Source organism: Lysinibacillus sp. GJ-1 (genome assembly GCF_021166035.1).
Classification (GTDB): domain Bacteria; phylum Bacillota; class Bacilli; order Bacillales_A; family Planococcaceae; genus Lysinibacillus; species Lysinibacillus sphaericus.
The window spans coordinates 3,740,812-3,760,321 of sequence record NZ_CP088912.1 but is presented as its reverse complement, the minus strand read 5'-3'; the positions used below and the strand labels follow the sequence as shown (position 1 = coordinate 3,760,321).

General features: G+C 37.0%; 14 protein-coding genes and 2 pseudogenes. 13 read left to right on the top strand and 3 right to left on the bottom strand.

Translation table 11 applies throughout. The features are described from left to right. Window positions 1-116 precede the first annotated feature (116 nt). Genes LO754_RS18675 through LO754_RS18665 form a run of 3 tightly spaced genes read left to right on the top strand, consistent with a single transcriptional unit; the run spans window position 117 to window position 4,938 of the window. Complete coding sequence (locus LO754_RS18675; RefSeq protein ID WP_231784992.1) at window positions 117-341, top strand: HEAT repeat domain-containing protein; 225 nt, start codon at window positions 117-119, stop codon at window positions 339-341. After that, complete coding sequence (locus LO754_RS18670; protein WP_024362709.1) at window positions 338-1,759, top strand: glycosyltransferase family 2 protein; 1,422 nt, start codon at window positions 338-340, stop codon at window positions 1,757-1,759. The genes LO754_RS18675 and LO754_RS18670 overlap by 4 nt, the downstream gene beginning before the upstream one ends. Further along, window positions 1,756-4,938: a hypothetical protein gene (locus LO754_RS18665; RefSeq protein ID WP_231784991.1), complete on the top strand. Its 3,183-nt coding sequence runs from the start codon at window positions 1,756-1,758 to the stop codon at window positions 4,936-4,938. Before LO754_RS18670 ends, LO754_RS18665 begins: the two co-directional genes overlap by 4 nt. A 404-nt stretch (window positions 4,939-5,342) precedes the next feature. Here LO754_RS18665 and gltC read toward each other — a convergent pair whose 3' ends face one another. Continuing rightward, on the bottom strand, window positions 5,343-6,245 hold the full coding sequence (gene gltC, locus LO754_RS18660) for a glutamate biosynthesis transcriptional regulator GltC (RefSeq protein ID WP_025220406.1): 903 nt from the start codon (window positions 6,243-6,245) through the stop codon (window positions 5,343-5,345). A gap of 247 nt (window positions 6,246-6,492) precedes the next feature. On the opposite strand from gltC, the gene LO754_RS18655 reads away from it, so the two are divergent. The 8 genes and pseudogenes from LO754_RS18655 to LO754_RS18620 all read left to right on the top strand — a co-directional run. Then, window positions 6,493-9,438, top strand: coding sequence for a histidine kinase (locus tag LO754_RS18655; protein ID WP_231784990.1), 2,946 nt, complete (start codon window positions 6,493-6,495; stop codon window positions 9,436-9,438). Beyond that, window positions 9,410-10,168, top strand: a complete 759-nt coding sequence (locus LO754_RS18650; protein ID WP_024362713.1) for a response regulator — start codon at window positions 9,410-9,412, stop codon at window positions 10,166-10,168. The genes LO754_RS18655 and LO754_RS18650 overlap by 29 nt, the downstream gene beginning before the upstream one ends. A 792-nt stretch (window positions 10,169-10,960) precedes the next feature. Next, window positions 10,961-11,740, top strand: a complete 780-nt coding sequence (gene sufC / locus LO754_RS18645; protein WP_024362714.1) for a Fe-S cluster assembly ATPase SufC — start codon at window positions 10,961-10,963, stop codon at window positions 11,738-11,740. A gap of 18 nt (window positions 11,741-11,758) precedes the next feature. Continuing rightward, window positions 11,759-13,066, top strand: coding sequence for a Fe-S cluster assembly protein SufD (gene sufD / locus LO754_RS18640; RefSeq protein WP_024362715.1), 1,308 nt, complete (start codon window positions 11,759-11,761; stop codon window positions 13,064-13,066). Continuing rightward, window positions 13,066-14,295 (top strand): cysteine desulfurase, encoded by a 1,230-nt coding sequence (locus tag LO754_RS18635; protein ID WP_229387509.1) that lies wholly within the window; start codon window positions 13,066-13,068, stop codon window positions 14,293-14,295. Before sufD ends, LO754_RS18635 begins: the two co-directional genes overlap by 1 nt. Continuing rightward, window positions 14,285-14,713 (top strand): Fe-S cluster assembly sulfur transfer protein SufU, encoded by a 429-nt coding sequence (gene sufU, locus LO754_RS18630; RefSeq protein ID WP_024362717.1) that lies wholly within the window; start codon window positions 14,285-14,287, stop codon window positions 14,711-14,713. Before LO754_RS18635 ends, sufU begins: the two co-directional genes overlap by 11 nt. Before the next feature lie 24 nt (window positions 14,714-14,737). Beyond that, window positions 14,738-16,135 (top strand): Fe-S cluster assembly protein SufB, encoded by a 1,398-nt coding sequence (gene sufB / locus LO754_RS18625; protein ID WP_024362718.1) that lies wholly within the window; start codon window positions 14,738-14,740, stop codon window positions 16,133-16,135. A gap of 298 nt (window positions 16,136-16,433) precedes the next feature. Continuing rightward, a pseudogene (locus LO754_RS18620) lies at window positions 16,434-16,714 on the top strand (IS3 family transposase); the annotation flags it as partial. Window positions 16,715-16,877: 163 nt separating this feature from the next. On the opposite strand, the gene LO754_RS18615 reads toward LO754_RS18620, so the two are convergent. Together LO754_RS18615 and LO754_RS18610 are read right to left on the bottom strand one after the other, a co-directional pair. After that, entirely contained in the window at window positions 16,878-17,210 is a 333-nt protein-coding gene (locus LO754_RS18615; RefSeq protein WP_231784989.1) for a hypothetical protein, read from the bottom strand. Between the two features lie 16 nt (window positions 17,211-17,226). After that, window positions 17,227-17,598 (bottom strand): hypothetical protein, encoded by a 372-nt coding sequence (locus tag LO754_RS18610; protein WP_231784988.1) that lies wholly within the window; start codon window positions 17,596-17,598, stop codon window positions 17,227-17,229. A gap of 233 nt (window positions 17,599-17,831) precedes the next feature. On the opposite strand from LO754_RS18610, the pseudogene LO754_RS18605 reads away from it, so the two are divergent. After that, window positions 17,832-18,689: pseudogene (locus tag LO754_RS18605) on the top strand (DUF72 domain-containing protein). Then, the gene (locus LO754_RS18600; protein WP_025220403.1) at window positions 18,689-19,510 is read left to right on the top strand and encodes a sulfite exporter TauE/SafE family protein; all 822 of its coding nucleotides are present in this window, start codon (window positions 18,689-18,691) and stop codon (window positions 19,508-19,510) included. The pseudogene LO754_RS18605 and the gene LO754_RS18600 overlap by 1 nt, the downstream one beginning before the upstream one ends.

Sequence of the window (19,510 nt, the reverse complement as noted above, 5' to 3'; positions counted from 1 at the left end):
AATGAAAATGATGAAATTAAAATACGCGCGCTAAAGTACTGTTTGAAATTGGTGTAATTGAAAATATCAATCCGTATATTCCTTTCGTAACGTCACATTTATGGGAAGTACGCTTAATGGTTGGGAAGATATTTAAATATGTCCCCTTGTCCTATTCTTATCCCTATTTAGAACAGCTTCTTCAAGATGAAAATTGGTGGGTTCGGTCTCAAGCTGCGAAGACGATTGCTGAAGATCGTGACGGATTAGAGAAATTAAAAGAGTTTATTTCATATTCTACTGATCATTATGCAGTGGAGATGGCACAAGAAACAATAATGAGAAAGCAGGGAACGAGATGAAAATTTTACATTACTCCATGTTGTTTTTTGGCGGCGTAATTGTATTTTATATGCTGTTTGTTATTGTTTCATATTGCACCATGTTAATTATCGCAATGCTTGATTTGCGTAAGCGATATCGTTTAGACCCTTCGGAGTATGATGATGCGCATATAGATGCCTTTTATTCCAAGCCTGTGTCCTTACTAGTTCCTGCCTATAATGAAGAAGTAGGGGTAGTAGATACCGTCTATTCATTGCTTAATTTACGTTATCCGCAAACAGAAATTATTATTATTAATGATGGTTCCACTGACAATACTCTACAAACGGTCATTAAGCACTTTCAGATGAAACCTGTAAATAAAATTATAAAAACAAATATTCATACGAAGCAAGTTATCCAAATTTATGAATCAGAAATTTATATGAATTGTATATTGGTAGATAAAGTGAATGGCGGCAAGGCTGATGCATTGAATGTTGGTATCAACGTATCACAATATCCGTATTTTTGTTCCATTGATGGGGATTCCATTTTAGATGAAAAAGCATTGCTTCGTGTAATGAAGCCGATTGTTTTATCTGATGGAGAAGTGATTGCAGCTGGGGGCAATATACGTATCGCCAACGGAGCGAAAATGCAACTTGGCTCGATTTATGATATGCGATTACCTAGTAATTATTTAGTTATCATGCAAATAATTGAATATTTGCGAGCCTTTTTAATGGGGCGAATTGCATTAAGTAAATTTAATCTTGTGTTGATTATTTCAGGTGCATTTAGTGTCTTTTCAAAAAAATGGGCTGTTGAAGCAGGCGGCTATTCGACCAATATTATTGGTGAAGACATGGAGCTCGTTGTCAATATTCATCGACTTATTAAAGAGAAAAAAGAAAATAAACGAATTGAATTTGTGCCAGACCCTGTCTGTTGGACAGAAGCGCCGCATACATTAAGTGTTTTGCGAAATCAGCGAAGACGTTGGCACCAAGGAATGTTTGAAAGTCTTTGGAAACATAAGAAAATGACGTTAAATCCACGATACGGTTTGATTGGTATGGTGTCGTTTCCGTATTTTTGGCTTGTGGAATGTTTAGGACCTGTTGTAGAACTAGGTGGCTATATCTATATTATTATCGCGTTTTTCTTAGGGCAAATTTATTATGAAATGGCGATTTTGTTATTATTGCTTTTTGTTATTTATGGTGTTATTTTTTCCGTTGCTTCCGTATTATTTGAGGCTTGGAGCATGAATACGTATCCAAGAAAGAGAGACTTGTTACGTATGATTACTTTAGCGTTTACTGAAATTTTTTGGTATCGCCCACTTACACTACTATGGCGTTGTGAAGGATTAATTCGATTTGTACGTAGAAAGAGTGAATGGGGAAATATGAAGCGTGTCGGGATTGCTGAAAAGGAGAAAAGTGTATGAAGCGAATATATATAGGAATTATCATTACATTAATGCTCATTATTACTCCGATTATTATTTGGTACTTGGATGATAATACCCCGCTTAACGTAGCTATTTTAGATAAAACAGTTCCAAATGAAACATATCGCGAACATCTCGGCGTGAATTGGTTTTTAAATCATTACAAGTATACGATGGACAATCAGCCTTATGATTTAGTGGACAGTTATTTCGGTACGCAACCAGATGACAAATTAAAAAGTGTAACGGAAAAAAAATTCCCAACAGACTACAGTAACTATGATGTGATTTATTTAGCAGATACGTATGGTGTGTATAAAGATGATTTAGGACAAGAAAAAAGGCTAGGACAGCGCTCAGAAAAAATTGTCGGTGGTTTAGAGATGGAAGAATGGCAGTCCATTGTATCTCGACTAGCTAGTAATAAAAAAAGTATGTTAATAGCCGAGTACAATACATTTGCTTCGCCAACAACAGAAGCTGTTCGAAAAGAGCTTCAAGATTATTTGGGAATTTCATGGTCAGGATGGATTGGGCGTTATTTCGATGAGCTCGATTATCATAAAAATTTAGAAATACCACAATGGATCGTAGATGAATACGGAGACGATTGGTCCTATAAAGGCGGAGGATTTATCGTATTTAATGAAATTACAGAAAAGCTCGTAGTATTAGAGTTGGACAAACATATTAAAACGGCAGGGATTGAGCTTCAATTTACGGAAGCGGGTAAGCAATTTTTTAATACCTCTAGCAGTGCAAAATATGAGTATTGGTTTGATATTATTACGCCGAAATATGCTGAAGATGCATTAGCCAACTATAAGTGGGATTTAACGAAAGAAGGGTCAAAGTTATTAGATGACAATCATATTCCACAACAATTTGCAGCGATTGTCTCGCAGGATAAACGTTATACAACGAGCTATTATTTTGCAGGAGACTTCAATGATATGGGGCGTTTACCTACGCTATCTAAAGTCAAAGGTTTACCTACTCTTTATAAATATGCTGAGAAGTTTGCTGACAGCTCTTTTTATTGGTCTATTTACATACCAGTTATGCACAAAGTATTTGAGACATTTGAGAAAAAAGAAGTGCAAGAAACAAATCATGCAAACAAATTAAACTATAATGCACGTGTTCAAGGTGAAACGTTTGAAGTGTTACAAGATGGAAAATGGGAGCCGATAACATTCAAAGGTGTCAATATTGGTATGGGGAAACCAGGTGCATTTCCTGGGGAAGCAGCAATCACTGAAGAAGAGTATTATCGTTGGTTTAATCAAATTGCAGCTATGAATGCGAATACGATACGGGTATATACATTACACCCGCCAGGCTTCTATCGAGCGCTGGCAAAGTACAACGAAGAAAATCCTAATAAGCCACTATACGTTTTACATGGTGTTTGGATTAATGAAGAAGGCTTATCACAATCACTTGATGCTTATGATGCAACTACGTTAAAGGATTTTCAACATGAAATGAAGCGCATGGTTGATGTTATTCACGGTAATATTTATGTGAAGCCTGTAACGGGACATGCATCCGGCTTATACGATGTAGATGTTTCAAAATATGTAATTGGTTGGGTGCTTGGGATTGAGTGGTATCCTCATATGGTCGTCGGAACAAATGAAAAGCATGCTAATTTAGGGCAATATAATGGAACATATTTCGAAACGAAAAATGCGACACCTTTTGAGCATTGGCTTGCTGAGCAGATGGACATGATTACAGTTTATGAGAAAGAAAAATACAATTGGATGCGACCGATGAGTTTTACCAACTGGGTAACAACAGATTTACTAGAGCATCCATCCGAACCATCAGAAGATGAAGATTTAGTAGGCGTTAACCCGAATGTCATCTTTACAAAAGGGGAAATGCAAACACCAGGACAATTTGCTTCATATCATGTCTATCCTTATTACCCAGATTTCTTTAATTTCGATAAAGATTATTTAAATTATGTAGATTTCCGTGGTCAAAAAAATAGTTATGCAGGCTATTTAAATGAATTGCATAAGGCGCATACAATGCCTGTACTTATCGCGGAATTCGGCATTCCAGCATCGCGTGGAATGACACATGAAAATGTCTACGGTTGGAATCAGGGGCACATGTCTGAAAAGAAACAAGGTGAAACATTGCAGCATTTGTATGAAGATATCATGCATGAAGGCTTGCTTGGTGGGCTTGTATTTACATGGCAGGATGAGTGGTTTAAACGGACGTGGAATACAATGGATTACGACGACCCGAATCGTCGACCGTTTTGGTCCAATGCTCAAACCAATGAACAGCAATTCGGTCTAATGAGCTTTGATCGAAATAAAGTAAAAGTGGATGGAAAGCTAAATGATTGGGAAGAAGGTACACAATTATATAAAACTTCGCCTTCTAGCTCGACTGATTTTGCTGTGGATTACGATGAAAAGTATGTGTATATGAAGTTGAAGAGTGATGAGATAAAAACAGCATCACCACGTATTTTACTAGACGTAGTACCAGAGCAACGCAATACATCTGCAACAACTATTAAAAATATAACATTTTCAAATGGTGTTGACTTTATTGTTGAGTTAAATAAAAATAGCGATTCGCGAGTTGTCATTGATGAATACTACGATTTCTATGATTATTTCTATGGACATCGATTAAGCATGATTCCTCCACGCATGAAAGCAGCGGTTAAAAATAGTGGCAGGTTTGCGCCGATTTATTATGTTTTAAATAAACAACTGTACTTACCAGAACAAAAAAAGACGACAGACTTTAGCTTTTATGAAACAGGTAAATTGCTACAAGGAAATGCAAATCCTGAAGCGTCTAACTATAATTCACTCGTTGACTACACATGGACAGATGATAATGTGATTGAGCTACGAATACCTTGGCTTCTGCTACAATCCAAAGATCCAAGTCAGCGAGAGTTTATGGGAGATTTATATGCAAATGGTGAAACAGCGTCAGTTAAAGTGGATAATATTTTTGTTGGTGTAGTATTTGTCGATGAAGAAGGAAAAGTAGTCCAATCTTTACCGAAGTCTACGAATAATGTATTGCCAGCATTGGATTCATATAGTTGGGATACTTGGCAACAACCGAAGTACAATGAACGCTTAAAACAATCTTATTATATTTTACAAAAAGTATTTAAGGACGATTAACGCATACACTTGAAGCATTGGATAAACAGAAAAAGTGGATGGGACATAACTAAAAAAATTAAGAAACAGACGAAAGATGTTCATAATTTTTTGCTGTATGGAGACCTTAGCTATTCTTGCTTTTGCAATAAAAAAATTAGAAGTGTTCACTAGTTGTTGGTAGCGAAGGCGGTGACTCCTGCGGGAACAGCACATAATGTTAGACGCAACAGACCGCGCGTAGCGAGGGTTGCGGCTTACGGTGTGCCCGCGGAAAGCACCGTCGTAGCGGACAACAACGGCAAAGCAAAAAAGTGTTAGATTGATGGCAGTCAATCTAACACTTTTTCTCTTTTGTCTCAGCCACTTTTTTTACTGTGAATGTTGTTGTCGCACCGTCGTCGGACGCATCTCAATTGTTTAGGTCATTGAAACTGTGAAAGTCGAGAATAGAAATTAGTTACGAACTCTAAAAATATTTTTTCAGATGGAGCGATTTCACGATTTATCGGTGAAATAATGCCAACAGTTCTTGGTATTGTAGGTGATTCAATGGGTACCTTAATCGTGAAGCGGGCAGCTGAATCATATAGGGAGCTTTCAGGAAGTAAGCTAACGCCAATTCCAGCTGCAACTAGACCTTTTAAGGCATCTAAGTCTTCACCTTCCGAGATTACATTCGGTAAAAAGCCAGCAGCACGACAAGCGTCCATTGCAACTTTATGCAATATATAGCCGTCTGGAAATAGAACGAAAAGGTCATTACGTAAGTCTGCCAGTTGAATGCTTTCTCGTTTAGCTAATGGATGGTTTGCTGGCAATAAGGCTGCAATGTTTTCTGTAAATAGTATAGTTGATTGGATTGCCTCGTCCTTTGGGGGAAGCGGTCCTAAAAATGCTAAATTTAACTCACGGTTTTTAACAGCATCAATTAAAAATCGATAGGAGCCCTGACGCAATTGGAATTGCAAATCTGGGTATTCGCGCTTAAAGGCTGAAATAACAGTCGGTAGCACATAGCTTGCTAGGCTTGTAGGAAAGCCTATCTTAATAGTACCTTTTGCAGGGTCTAAATATTCCTCTACCTGCTTCGCTGCAAAGTCTATGGCTTTTAAAGCAGTAATCGTATGTTCGAGAAAAGTTTTTCCGATCGGTGTTAATTTTACATTTCGACCGACGCGTTCAAAAAGTGGTGTGCCTAATTCGTCCTCTAAATTAGCAATTTGACGACTTATTGCTGACTGAGCAACATGAAGATGTTCAGCAGCTTCTGAAATATGTTCCCGTTCTGCAACCTCCACAAAATAACGTAATTGACGTAACTCCACTGGATATTCACCTCTATTAATCGAAAAATCCGATTGATTATACTTTAATTATATAATATTTAGTATATAAATAGTCTGAAAAAATAGCGTAGTGCGAAATAAAAATATGATAAATTACAGAAAAGACAATTGAAATTGAAAGATTTAACACAATCTTTTAATGATTATATTAAAAAAGGGAAATTACACTTATTCTGTTAGTAATTTGAGAGTTGGGTCTTGTAAGATGTATATGAGGTGGAAATTTATGATAAAGAAAGGGATTAGCTGGATACTAATTCTACTGGCCATTACAATGTTAGCCGGTTTAACATTTAACGATCAAGATACGAGCAATACAGATCTGCAAGCAAAAGATGGCATATTAGATCTAACGGGTATTTCTAAAAATGAAAAAGTAGTTGCATTGTCAGGTGAATGGAAGTTTGTTGGAAATGAATATGTAAAGCCAACCGATATTCTGCAAAATGCAAAGGTGGAAATTGTGCCGGGGTCTTGGAAAGAAAACGTCCAATATGGTACTTATCAGCTTCAAGTTACATTGCCTGCCCATTTCGATAAACTAGGCATCCGTGTAAGAAATATTTGGTCTGCACATCGCCTCTTTATCAACGGAGAAGAGTTTGCTTCTTACGGAACGCTTGGAACGCAAAAGGAAGGGGCAGTACCGAGTAATCCAGTGTATGAAATCTATTTTAAGCCTAAAACAAAATCACTGACCATTACATTGCAAGTAGCAGATTTCTATAATGCACGGCATGGCGTCATTTTTCCAATTGATCTTGGTGATGCAGAAACGATTGCTCACGATGTTGTAAAGGATGTTAATTTAGAGAAAACGACAATCATTATCTTATTTATTTTTTCGATTTTTCATTTTAGCTTGTACTTATTAAGGACGAAAGATCGAGCTTTTTTCTACAGTGCTCTGTACTTTTTCACATTGGCATTATTAGTATCTACAAGGGGTGAACGGACGCTTATTCGGGAGTACCCTGCCATCTCCTTCGAATGGTACTTTCGATTACAAGATTTTATTACGTATATCAATGCCGTTACGTTATTCTTTTTCTTTGTCTATACTGTTGAAACGCTAGTGAAGCGTCGAACAGCTATTACGTTGGCGATGCCGCTAATCTTATACGGAGTAGGAACGCTACTCTTTCCTGCAAGGTCATTATCATTTTTACAATATTTCTTCTTTGGATACATAAATGTTTTGGCTTTAATAATAATTGGGAGATTGGTCCACTTACTTATCACTAAAAGTACGAAAATACCTAGAAATGAACTAATGATTTTAAGTGCCTCGATGTTTTCACTACTTATTTTTTCGATAAGTGGCACAGTCGATCAGCTTTTTTTCTCTGGCAAAAATGTTCTTAATCGCGGTGGATTACTATTTTTTATTCTAGGTATGAACGTCTTTCTCGCAATGCGTCTTATTAATCGAACGACGGAAGCGGAAGTTTTTAGCGAAAGATTGGAAAAGGCTACAATAGGTAAAGATTCTTTTTTAGAAGTTACAACAAAAGAACTCGAACAACCTCTTTATCATGCACTGAACGTCACAAAATCATTATCAGCACATCGAACTTTAATAGAGCATCAATTACTTGAGCAACAACTTGAACGTTTACTTTATTTAGTAAATGACTTAAAGGATTTTACAAGAATTCGTTTCCAAGATTTTCACATTGAAGTTCATCCGGTAAATGTGCAAATGATTTTTCAGCATGTCGTTAAAATGCATGAACGTACGATGGAAAAAGCAAATATCCGATTTTATACGCATGCAGATAGTCAATTGCTAATACAAGCAGATGAGCAAAGAATTAGTCAAATAGTTTATCGTGTGGTGGAAACAGCCATTGCTCACGCGGTCAATGGAGAAGTCGTTCTAACAATTATGCATCTTGATTCAGATGTAAGAATAGTCGTTGAAGGAACTGGACCTGACGTTATCAAGCAAATCGCTGCAGACGAAACGGGCCAATCAATCGGAAAAGCAATAATTGAACAAATGGGTGGCAGCTATTCGGTAGATATTTTACATAATGGCATAAGGTTTTTAATCACATTGCCTTTTGGGGGATATGAGAAAAAACAACACAATAAAACCGATTATGTTCTGCCGTTACCCCTTCCAACACTAAATGATAATTTACCAAATTTATTGATTGTGGAGGATGATGTTATACATGCAGAAGTATTGCGAAGTTTGCTTCAGAATCATTACGCAATATCTTTAGCGCATAGTGCTGAAGAAGCGCTTTACACTATTCAGCATAAAAAACCGGATTATTTATTAATCGACGAAGTGATGCCGGTGATGGATGGCTTAGTGTTAACCAAACAAATAAGAACTCAATATAGCTATATTGATTTACCGATTATCATGCTAGTAGCTAATGAATATCCTACGAATATTTCACTTGTACTTGAATCAGGCGCTAACGATTACATTCGAAAGCCTGCATCCAAGGAATCATTATTGGCACGACTCTCTGCTATTTCTTTAACGAAAGAAGCGATGACGAATGCTATTGAGCATGAAATGAACTTTTTACAAGCGCAGATTAAGCCACACTTTTTATATAATGCACTTAGTAGTATTATTTCCTTCTGTTATACAGATGGAGAACGTGCAGGCCATTTATTAACCATGTTGTCTACGTATTTACGATATATTTTTGATTCTGGAAAAGAAGGACATCGAGCAACGCTTGAAAAAGAACTGGAAATCATTCAGGCTTATGTTGAAGTTGAACAAGCTCGTTTTGGTAGTAGATTAAGCGTTGTAATTGAAATTGATGAATCAATTGATACAGCAAAAGTTGAGGTGCCTAGCCTGCTTATACAGCCTCTTGTCGAAAATGCGATTCGTCATGGAATTTTTGAAAAAGAAGGAAATGGCTGTGTAATTGTGAAAATAGAAAAAGAAGAAAATTTCCTTGTAGTTCAAATTATCGACGATGGCGTTGGGATGACGGCAGAACAAGTAGCCGCTTTAACAATGGGGAAAAATATCAGTTCTAATGGAATTGGTTTTACGAACGTATTACGTCGTGTTAAAGAGTTACCAAAAGCTTCGCTCATGATTCAATCTAAATTGGATGAAGGAACTACAATGATTTTAAAACAACCTTTAAAGGAGCATGCCAATGTGGAAAATTATTATGGTAGAAGATGAAGAACCTATTCTAAACTTGCATAAGCGTTTACTGGAGAAGAGTGGTCTTTTTAAGGTTATTGCATCTTATACTTCGCCCATAGAAGCAGCTAAAGAGCTTTCAACAATTCAGGCAGATGCGATTCTGTTGGATATCGAAATGCCTAAAATAAATGGCTTAGAGCTTGCGTTAAAGCTAGTAGAGGAAGGAATTGATGTACCAATCATTTTTTCGACAGCTTATACGAAGTATGCAGTAGATGCTTTCCGCGTACAGGCGCTTGATTATGTCTTAAAACCGATGACACCGAATACGGTACTGCAATTAGATGAACGACTTGCAAAATATTATGGTCGTCAGAAACAACACAATATTGCCAAGCTTGAAGTTCGCCTTCGAGGTGAAGCAGGAACTCGTATGAACGGTCAAGCGATTAAATGGCGCACAAAGGTAACAGAAGAACTGTTTTACTATTTGCTGTTGAATGAAGGAGTAGTCGTTTCTAAATATCGTATTTTAGATGATATTTGGCCAAATCTTGATGAGCGAAAGGCACTAGCGAACCTTTATAATACGATTTATCGCTTGCGCCAGCTATTTAATGAATTAGAAGTGCCAATTCAAATTGAACGTATCAATGATGGCTATGAGTTAAAAACAAATAATGCCGTTGTGGTGCAAATGCCTAATGAGCCTGATTCATTCCTTCTTGAATCAAAGGGCTATTTATGGGCTTATAAAATAAGCTGAATTATATTTTTAAAAAATAGTAAAGAAGAGAGCTTAAGACAAAAGCGTTAGATTGACCTGCTAGCAATCTAACGCTTTTTTGCTATGTTGCTAATGTCCGTTACAACGGCTATGCGCATGCACTAAGAATGCACCCCGTTATATGCCACGCTTTGTTGCATCTTCATTTCTAAGTTGTTCCTACTATAGCCATGTCCTTTGCTACAACTCGTATGCTCTTTACATTGTTAAAATAATTGCAAAGGAAGGAATCACTAGGTTTTCCATTCATTGAACCTAGCTAAAAGTTACGAACAGGTTTATTCTTGTTTTTTATATTTACATACAAAGTTTTATGGAGACTTCTGCTGAAAGCAAATTAAATTTTCATCATACAGTAAAAAAGTGTAAATCTGCTTGATGTGTTTATTATGCTAGTACTCTATAATTTTATTTCTTGAAGTGATTCCATTCGAATGAAATAGGATATAGTATAGATAGGGTTGTTTGTGCGTATTTGTCACAAAACCGTTACAATTAACGCTCTATGCGAGGTTTCCACTATGTAGCTAGATGAAATCTATTCTCAATTAGAGATATTTCATTGAAAATAAACTTTGTTGATTCTCATTGTCAGTTTCGATTTCCAATAATCTGAAAATGCTTACAAAGTCTTTATATTTCACGATTTCATCATTGAAAAGTGAAAGTGGTCAAAATGGTTTGCATAGAGAACGATTTTCAGTTAAGATTAGAATGATAATAATTAAGGAATGGTTGCCCATTCATAGAACACATTATGGAGGTATTTTCATGTCAACTTTAGTAATTAAAGATCTTCACGTTGAAATCGACGGGAAAGAGATTTTAAAAGGCGTAAACCTTACAATTAATACAAATGAAATCCATGCAATTATGGGACCAAACGGAACTGGTAAATCAACACTAGCTTCTGCAATTATGGGACACCCTAAATACGAAGTTACTTCTGGTACAGTTGAACTTGATGGTGAAAACGTACTTGAAATGGAAGTTGATGAGCGTGCACAAGCAGGTTTATTCCTTGCAATGCAATACCCATCAGAAATCGCTGGTGTGACGAACGCTGATTTCTTACGTTCAGCTATTAATGCACGTCGTGAAGAAGGCGACGAAATTTCACTAATGAAATTTATTCGTGAATTAGATAAAAATATGGAATTCCTTGAAATGCATGAAGACATGGCGCAACGTTATTTAAATGAAGGTTTCTCTGGCGGTGAGAAAAAACGTAACGAGATTCTTCAATTAATGATGATTAAGCCAACTTTTGCTATTTTAGATGAAATTGACTCTGGTCTTGATATTGATGCACTTAAAGTTGTGTCAAAAGGTATCAATGCAATGCGTGGCGAAGGCTTCGGATGCTTAATGATTACGCACTATCAACGTCTACTAAACTACATCACACCAGATCACGTACACGTAATGATGCAAGGTCGTGTTGTAAAATCAGGCGGCGAAGAATTAGCACAACGTTTAGAAGCAGAAGGTTACGATTGGATTAAAAAAGAACTAGGAATCGAAGAAGAAACAGAAGAACAAGAAGCATAAGAAGGAGGACGAACTAGCATGACAGTGGAACTTAACTTGCCTGTAACAGTACAGGACGTGCGCTCGTTCTCAGAAGCGAATGGTGAGCCAACTTGGTTTGCAGAGCTTCGTACGGCAGCACTAGACAAAGCAGCTGGTTTAGATATGCCAAAACCAGATAGAACAAATATTACAAAATGGGATTTTATGAATTTCCCAACTCACACAGTTGTCAGTGAAGAATTAACTTCATTAGATGAATTACCAGAAGAGGCAAGAGGGTTAATTAATCTTGAGTCTCAAGAAAACTTATATATTCAACGTAACAACACACCAGCGTTTATTAAAACGTCACAGGAGCTTGCTGACAAAGGCGTTATTTTTACAGATATGTTAACAGCTGTACGTGAACATGGTGAGCTTGTACAAAAGTATTTCATGACTGAAGCAGTAAAAGTCGATGAACATAAATTAACTGCACTTCATGCAGCACTTGTAAATGGTGGCGTATTTGTTTACGTACCGAAAAATGTCGTTATTGAGCAACCGTTACAAGTAGTATTTTTAAATGATAATGCCGAAGCTTCTCTATATAACCACGTATTAGTTGTTGCTGAAGCCAATGCAGCTGTCACATACGTAGAAACATATATTTCTACAGTTGAAGAAGCGAAAGGTCAGGCAAATATTATTTCTGAAGTCATTGTACAAGATAACGCGCAAGTAATTTACGGTGCGGTTGATGTACTGGCTAAAGGTTATACTACTTATGTAAATCGTCGTGCTCGCTTAGCGCGTGATGCAAAAGTAGACTGGGCACTAGGTTTAATGAATGATTCAGATACAATCTCTGAAAACATTACACACCTTATCGGTGATGGTTCTCATGCAGATACAAAAACAGTTGTAGTTGGTCGCGGAGAGCAAAAGCTAAACTTTACTACAGAAGTTCGTCACTGGGGTAAAAACTCAAATGGTCACATCTTGAAACACGGTGTGATGAAAGATGCAGCACAATCAATCTTTAATGGGATTGGTTACATTGAACACGGTGCTACAAAAGCGGATGCACAGCAAGAATCACGTGTGCTAATGCTTTCTGAAAAAGCACGTGGCGATGCGAACCCAATTCTTTTAATTGACGAAGATGATGTAACAGCAGGACACGCAGCATCTGTAGGACGAGTAGATCCACTACAACTTTATTACTTAATGAGTCGTGGTATCTCGAAAGCAGAAGCAGAGCGCCTTGTTATCCATGGATTCCTTGCGCCAGTTGTTACGCAATTACCAATTGAGGGCGTTCAAAAGCAACTGACGGAGGTTATTGAAAGGAAAGTTCGCTAATGATCAATAAAGACATTAAAAGCTATTTCCCAATATTAAATCAACAAGTAAATGGTCACCCGCTTGTTTATCTTGATAGTGCAGCAACATCTCAAAAGCCTATTCAAGTAATTGAAGCAATTAAGCATTACTATGAATTTGATAACTCAAATGTTCACCGAGGTGTGCATACATTGGGGAATCGTGCGACTGACAAATACGAGGGTGCTCGTGAAAAGGTTCGCAATTTCATTAATGCGAAAACGACAGAAGAAATTATTTTCACTCGCGGTACAACAACTGCGTTAAATACAGTAGCTTCTAGTTATGGTCGTGCAAATGTTGGGCAAGGTGATGAAATTGTCATCACACATATGGAACACCATTCTAATATTATACCTTGGCAACAGCTTGCAAAAGAAAAAAATGCAACATTAAAGTACATTGACCTTGAGGCAGATGGAACGCTTGACCTTGAAAAGGTTCGAGCAACAATTACGCCGAAAACAAAAATCGTGTCTGTATCCATGGCATCAAATGTTCTCGGTACGATTAATCCGATTAAAGAAATTGCTAAAATTGCACATGCCAATGGTGCAGTTATGGTAGCGGATGGTGCACAAGCAGCACCTCATATGAAAATGGATGTGCAAGACCTAGATGTCGATTTCTTAGGATTTTCAGGACATAAAATGTGCGGACCGACTGGAATAGGTGTACTATATGGTAAAAAAGAGCACCTTGAAAAGATGGAGCCAATTGAATTTGGTGGCGAAATGATCGACTTTGTTGGATTACATGATTCAACGTGGAAAGAATTGCCGTGGAAATTTGAAGGTGGTACACCTATTATTGCAGGAGCAATTGGTTTAGGAGCTGCTATCGATTTCTTAACTGAAGTAGGGTTAGACAATATCGCAAAGCATGAACATGCGCTTGTAGGCTATGCGATGGATCAGCTTGAAACAATTGACGGACTTAAAATTTTTGGCCCACGCGATCCTATGAAGCGTTGTGGACTTGTTACATTTAACTTAGATGATGTACATCCGCATGATGTTGCAACTGTTCTTGACATGAATGGCATCGCTGTTCGTGCCGGACATCATTGTGCGCAGCCACTAATGAAATGTCTCCAACAAGTAGCGACAGCGCGTGCAAGCTTTTATCTGTACAATACGGAGGAAGATATTGACCGCTTAGTTGCTGGGTTGCGTTCAGCGAAGGAGTATTTTGGCGATGTCTTTTAATAATTTAGATCAACTATACCGTTCAGTAATCATGGATCATTATAAAAATCCTCGTAACAAAGGATCTTTAGAAACAGATGCTGTCACAATTGATATGAACAATCCGACTTGTGGTGACCGTATTCACTTAACACTTAAAGTGAATGATGGTGTTGTAGAAGATGCGAAATTTGACGGTGAAGGCTGTTCAATTTCGATGTCTTCTGCATCGATGATGACTCAAATCATTAAAGGGAAAAAAGTAGCAGAAGCATTAGAACTTGCTGATATTTTCTCAAAAATGATGATGGGTGAAGAATATAGCGATAAATACGACCTAGAGGATGTCGAAGCACTGCAAGGTGTTTCACAATTCCCTGCACGCATAAAATGTGCGACATTGGCTTGGAAAGCAATGGAAAAAGGCGTAAAAGAATAATAATTCGTGAACGGAGGAGAAATAATGGCTAAAAAAATGCCGGATATTGGCGATTACAAATACGGATTCCATGACAAGGACGTATCAATTTTCCGTTCAAAACGTGGTTTGACTGAAGAAATCGTCCGTGAAATTTCAAATATGAAGCAAGAGCCAGAGTGGATGCTTGAATACCGCTTAAAAGCGCTTGAAACTTTCTATACAAAACCGATGCCACAATGGGGTGGCGACCTTGGCGATTTAGATTTCGATGAGATTACGTACTACGTAAAACCATCTGAAGCTACGCAAAAATCTTGGGATGAAGTACCTGAAGAAATTAAAGCAACGTTTGATAAATTAGGTATTCCTGAAGCAGAGCAAAAATATCTTGCTGGTGTATCAGCTCAGTACGAATCTGAGGTAGTATACCACAACATGAAACAAGATCTTGAAGACCTTGGTATTGTGTTTAAAGATACTGATTCAGCTTTACGTGAAAACGAAGAGATTTTCAAAAAATATTGGGGCAAAGTAATCCCATACACTGATAACAAATTTGCTGCATTAAATTCAGCAGTTTGGTCAGGTGGTTCATTTATCTACGTGCCACCAGGTGTAAAAGTGGAAACGCCTTTACAAGCATACTTCCGTATTAACTCTGAAAACATGGGGCAATTTGAGCGTACGTTAATTATCGTTGATGAAGGCGCACACGTGCATTATGTTGAAGGATGTACTGCTCCAGTTTATACTACAAACTCTTTACACTCTGCAGTTGTAGAGATTATCGTCGAAAAAAATGCTTACTGCCGTTATACAACGATTCAAAACTGGGCAAATAATGTTTACAACTTAGTAACTAAACGTACAGTTGTTGAAGAAAACGGTACGATGGAATGGATTGACGGTAATATTGGTTCAAAATTAACGATGAAATACCCAGCTTGTATCCTAAAAGGTGAAGGCGCTCGTGGTATGACATTATCAATTGCATTAGCTGGTAAAGGACAACACCAACATGCTGGGGCAAAAATGATTCATATGGCACCGAATACATCTTCTACAATCGTTTCTAAATCGATTGCCAAACAAGGTGGTAAAGTAACATATATGGGTCAAGTTCGTTTCGGTCCTAAAGCAAGTGGTGCACGTGCTAACATTGAATGTGACACGTTAATCATGGATAATCAATCTACTTCGGATACGATTCCATACAACGAAATCTTAAATGATAATGTTTCTTTAGAACATGAAGCGAAAGTTTCAAAAGTGTCAGAAGAGCAACTATTCTACTTAATGTCTCGTGGTATTTCTGAAGAAGAAGCAACAGAAATGATCGTAATGGGCTTTATCGAACCATTTACGAAAGAATTACCAATGGAATACGCAGTAGAAATGAACCGTCTTATCAAGTTCGAGATGGAAGGTAGTATTGGATAAAAGTCCGATAAACCCTGATACATCAGTGTTTCTGTATGGTTGGTGTAAGAAAAAACCCAAATTAAAAATTTATATGTTTTTCATAGAGGTCGAGTGCGTTGCGCTCGATCTTTTTGTTGTATACAAATAAGTATTTGCTGTTACTTATATTGATTTATGACCAAGACATGGTTTCTCTATTATAGCTTGGAAAAACAGCCGAGAAATAAAAAGCATGCTTTAGATGGATGAAGGAAAAGAACACAGAGAGGCTTATGATGAATATGTTTATATGGGTAAAATAAACCAAAAACTAGGTGAGGGCGCGGTGTATACATTTTATCAATATCAACAAGCTGTAGAAGCAAAAGGCATTACCATGAGCATGTTCCGTAAAGGTACGTCCGCTGATAATGCCCCAATCGAATCGTTCATTCTGTGTTAAGTCTGAAACATTCTACTTAGACATTTTGAAAAGTACTACGACGGCCATCGTAGAACAAACTGTCAAAGACTAGATTAATTATTATAACAATAACCCGAATCCAAACAAAACTAAACAACCAGTCACCGGTTCAATACCGACAACTGGTTGGATAATGCTATGTTAATTGTTGTCCCCAGGGTTAGTCCCATTTTATATTACGACCTTTTCTTAATTAGTTGCAAAACAATCAACCCTGCATCTCCCTAACACTACACAGTTTTTATATTTGAGAGGGGTTGTCCCACCTCTCTATTTTTTATTTTAACTGAAGACCAGTTATACAGGATTACTATACATCCTACCTGTAAAAGTAGCTTTATATTCTCCTTTAACATACTCATGTTTTACATATTTTAAAACACCCCTCATTACGCCGTAAACTTCATGATAATACTCATAGGGTACTTCCTTAGGAATTAATGAAGCTGTAGGAAAAGTCAAAGTGATTGTTTGAATATGATCATAAACCCAAAATGGTGATACATCAGTTTGTGTTTCTTGTATCAAGGGTATAGTTGTTTCTCTTGCCTGAACAGTTGGATTAGAAAAAGGTAAAATAAATGAAGCAACACTTACCATCAATAAACCTTTATTAAAAAAGTTATTCATATATAACACTCCTTTTTTAATAATTAATTTTACCTGTGAAAGTTGCTCTCCAAGTATATTGAAGCTTTTCTACATCTCCAGTTCTTTTTAGTTTGCCATGATACCACTTACCATCAATATACTCTTCGTAATAGATTGAATCTGGGACTGTAGCAGCTGAAGTATATTCTTTTTTTACAGTTTTAGTTATTGCAGTCCAAGGACACCCATAAGTTGTAACCTCATCTTTATTTATTGTGTATAAATTTCCACTCATATCACCAACTTTTTCTTTTGTATAATCTACACTTACCCCACCTTTAGTCACTGCTTGTGGCTGAATTACAATTGAACCAAATGAAACAACCAAAACCAAAGCTACTATGAAATAAATGATTTTTTTTGGCACTTCCTTTTCTCCTTCCCTTCATTTTTTAGAGTGTTTTGTTAAAATCGCATCTATTATAAATTATAAATTATAATATTGCAAATATTTAGATAATAATGTCGAAAGCTATTAATGATTTTCAACGTTTTAAGTAATTCTGCATTATCGATTATACTCAACTGGTAGTTCTGATTTTTGTAAGTATTTGCACTAGAAAGTGTATGCTATCATTAGGTACATAGGGAGGGAGTCTTATGATTCGAATTGGGTTAACAGGCTGGGGCGATCATCCTTCGTTATACAGTGGTGTGACTGCCTCAAAGGACAAATTATTTGATTATGCAGGTCATTTTTTAACAGTAGAAGTAGACACATCATTTTATGCTATTCCATCAGTTGATAATGTACGGAAATGGTGTGAACTAACACCACATTCATTCCGTTTTGTTATAAAGGCTTATCAAGGAATGACCGGTCATTTACGTGGGGAAATCCCCTTCGAATCCAAAAATGATATGTTTAACGCGTTTATCGAGTGTGCCAATGAATTTAAACGTCATGGAAAATTAGCGATGGTACTCGCACAGTTTCCACCATGGTTTGATTGTCAGTCAAAAAATGTCCAATATTTATTGTATATTAGGCAACAATTAAAAGAGTTCGATGTGGCAATTGAATTTCGTAATCGCACGTGGTATGCAGACAAGCTTGTCCAGCAAACAATGGATTTCTTGCAGGAACATCAATTTATTCATACGATTTGTGATGAACCACAAGCGGGTATTGGCTCTGTTCCCTTTTACCCTGAAGTAACGGCAAATAGGGCACTTGTACGCATTCATGGTCGTAATATTCATGGTTGGCGTAATACTGGCAATATGGAAAACTGGCGAAAAGTTCGATTTCTATATGATTATAATAAAGAAGAATTGCAACAACTCTACTAGCATATTCAAGCTATACAGCCAAAGGTACAGGAGCTATTTGTGTTATTTAATAATAACTCAGGGTTGCATGCTGCGAAAAATGCAAAGGAGCTTCAGGAGCTATTAGCTATACGAGATGTTGGTTTAGCACCAAAACAATTAAATATGTTTGAAGGAGAAATATAATGGAGTTTATTCTTTTAGTTATCATTGCACTAGCATCGGGGCTAATCGGCTCTCTTGTTGGGCTAGGTGGAGGGATTATTTTAGTACCGGCTACTTTATTTGTTGGGTTAAATCTTGGGTTGCTTCCAGATATAACACCGCAAAAGGTGGTTGGGCTATCTGTTGTGATGATGATTTTCACCGGGCTAGCATCAACATTAAGCTACATGAAATCCAAAACGGTGGATTATAAAAGTGGTTTTATATTTTTTTTAGGTAGTGTTCCAGGAACAATGGTAGGTGCATGGGTAAATAAAGGATTGGATTTACCTTCATTTAATTTATATTTTGGGTTATTGTTAATCGTTATATCGATTATTTTACTTGTACGCGATAAATTGAAACCTGTACAATGGTTTGTGAAAAATGGTACACAACACCAGTTTATCGATGCATCGGGACAAACATATGTTTACGGCTATCCGATTTGGTTTGCGTTGTTGTTCTGCTTTGCAGTTGGCTTTGCATCAGGATTATTTGGTATTGGTGGCGGCTCGATGGTTGTGCCTGCAATGATCATATTATTTTTATTTCCACCACATGTGGCAGTGGCAACATCCATGTTTATGGTGTTCTTAACATCCATTGTGAACTCCGCAAGCCATATTTATTTAGGTCATGTACCATGGCTTTATACGATTCCAGTTATTCCTGGGGCTTATATTGGAGCTAAGTTAGGAGCAGCACTCAATAAAAAAATTAAATCAGATACACTTGTCCTGGCACTTCGAATTATTTTATTATTATTAGGAATTCGTTCCATTATAGAGGGCTTATTGTAA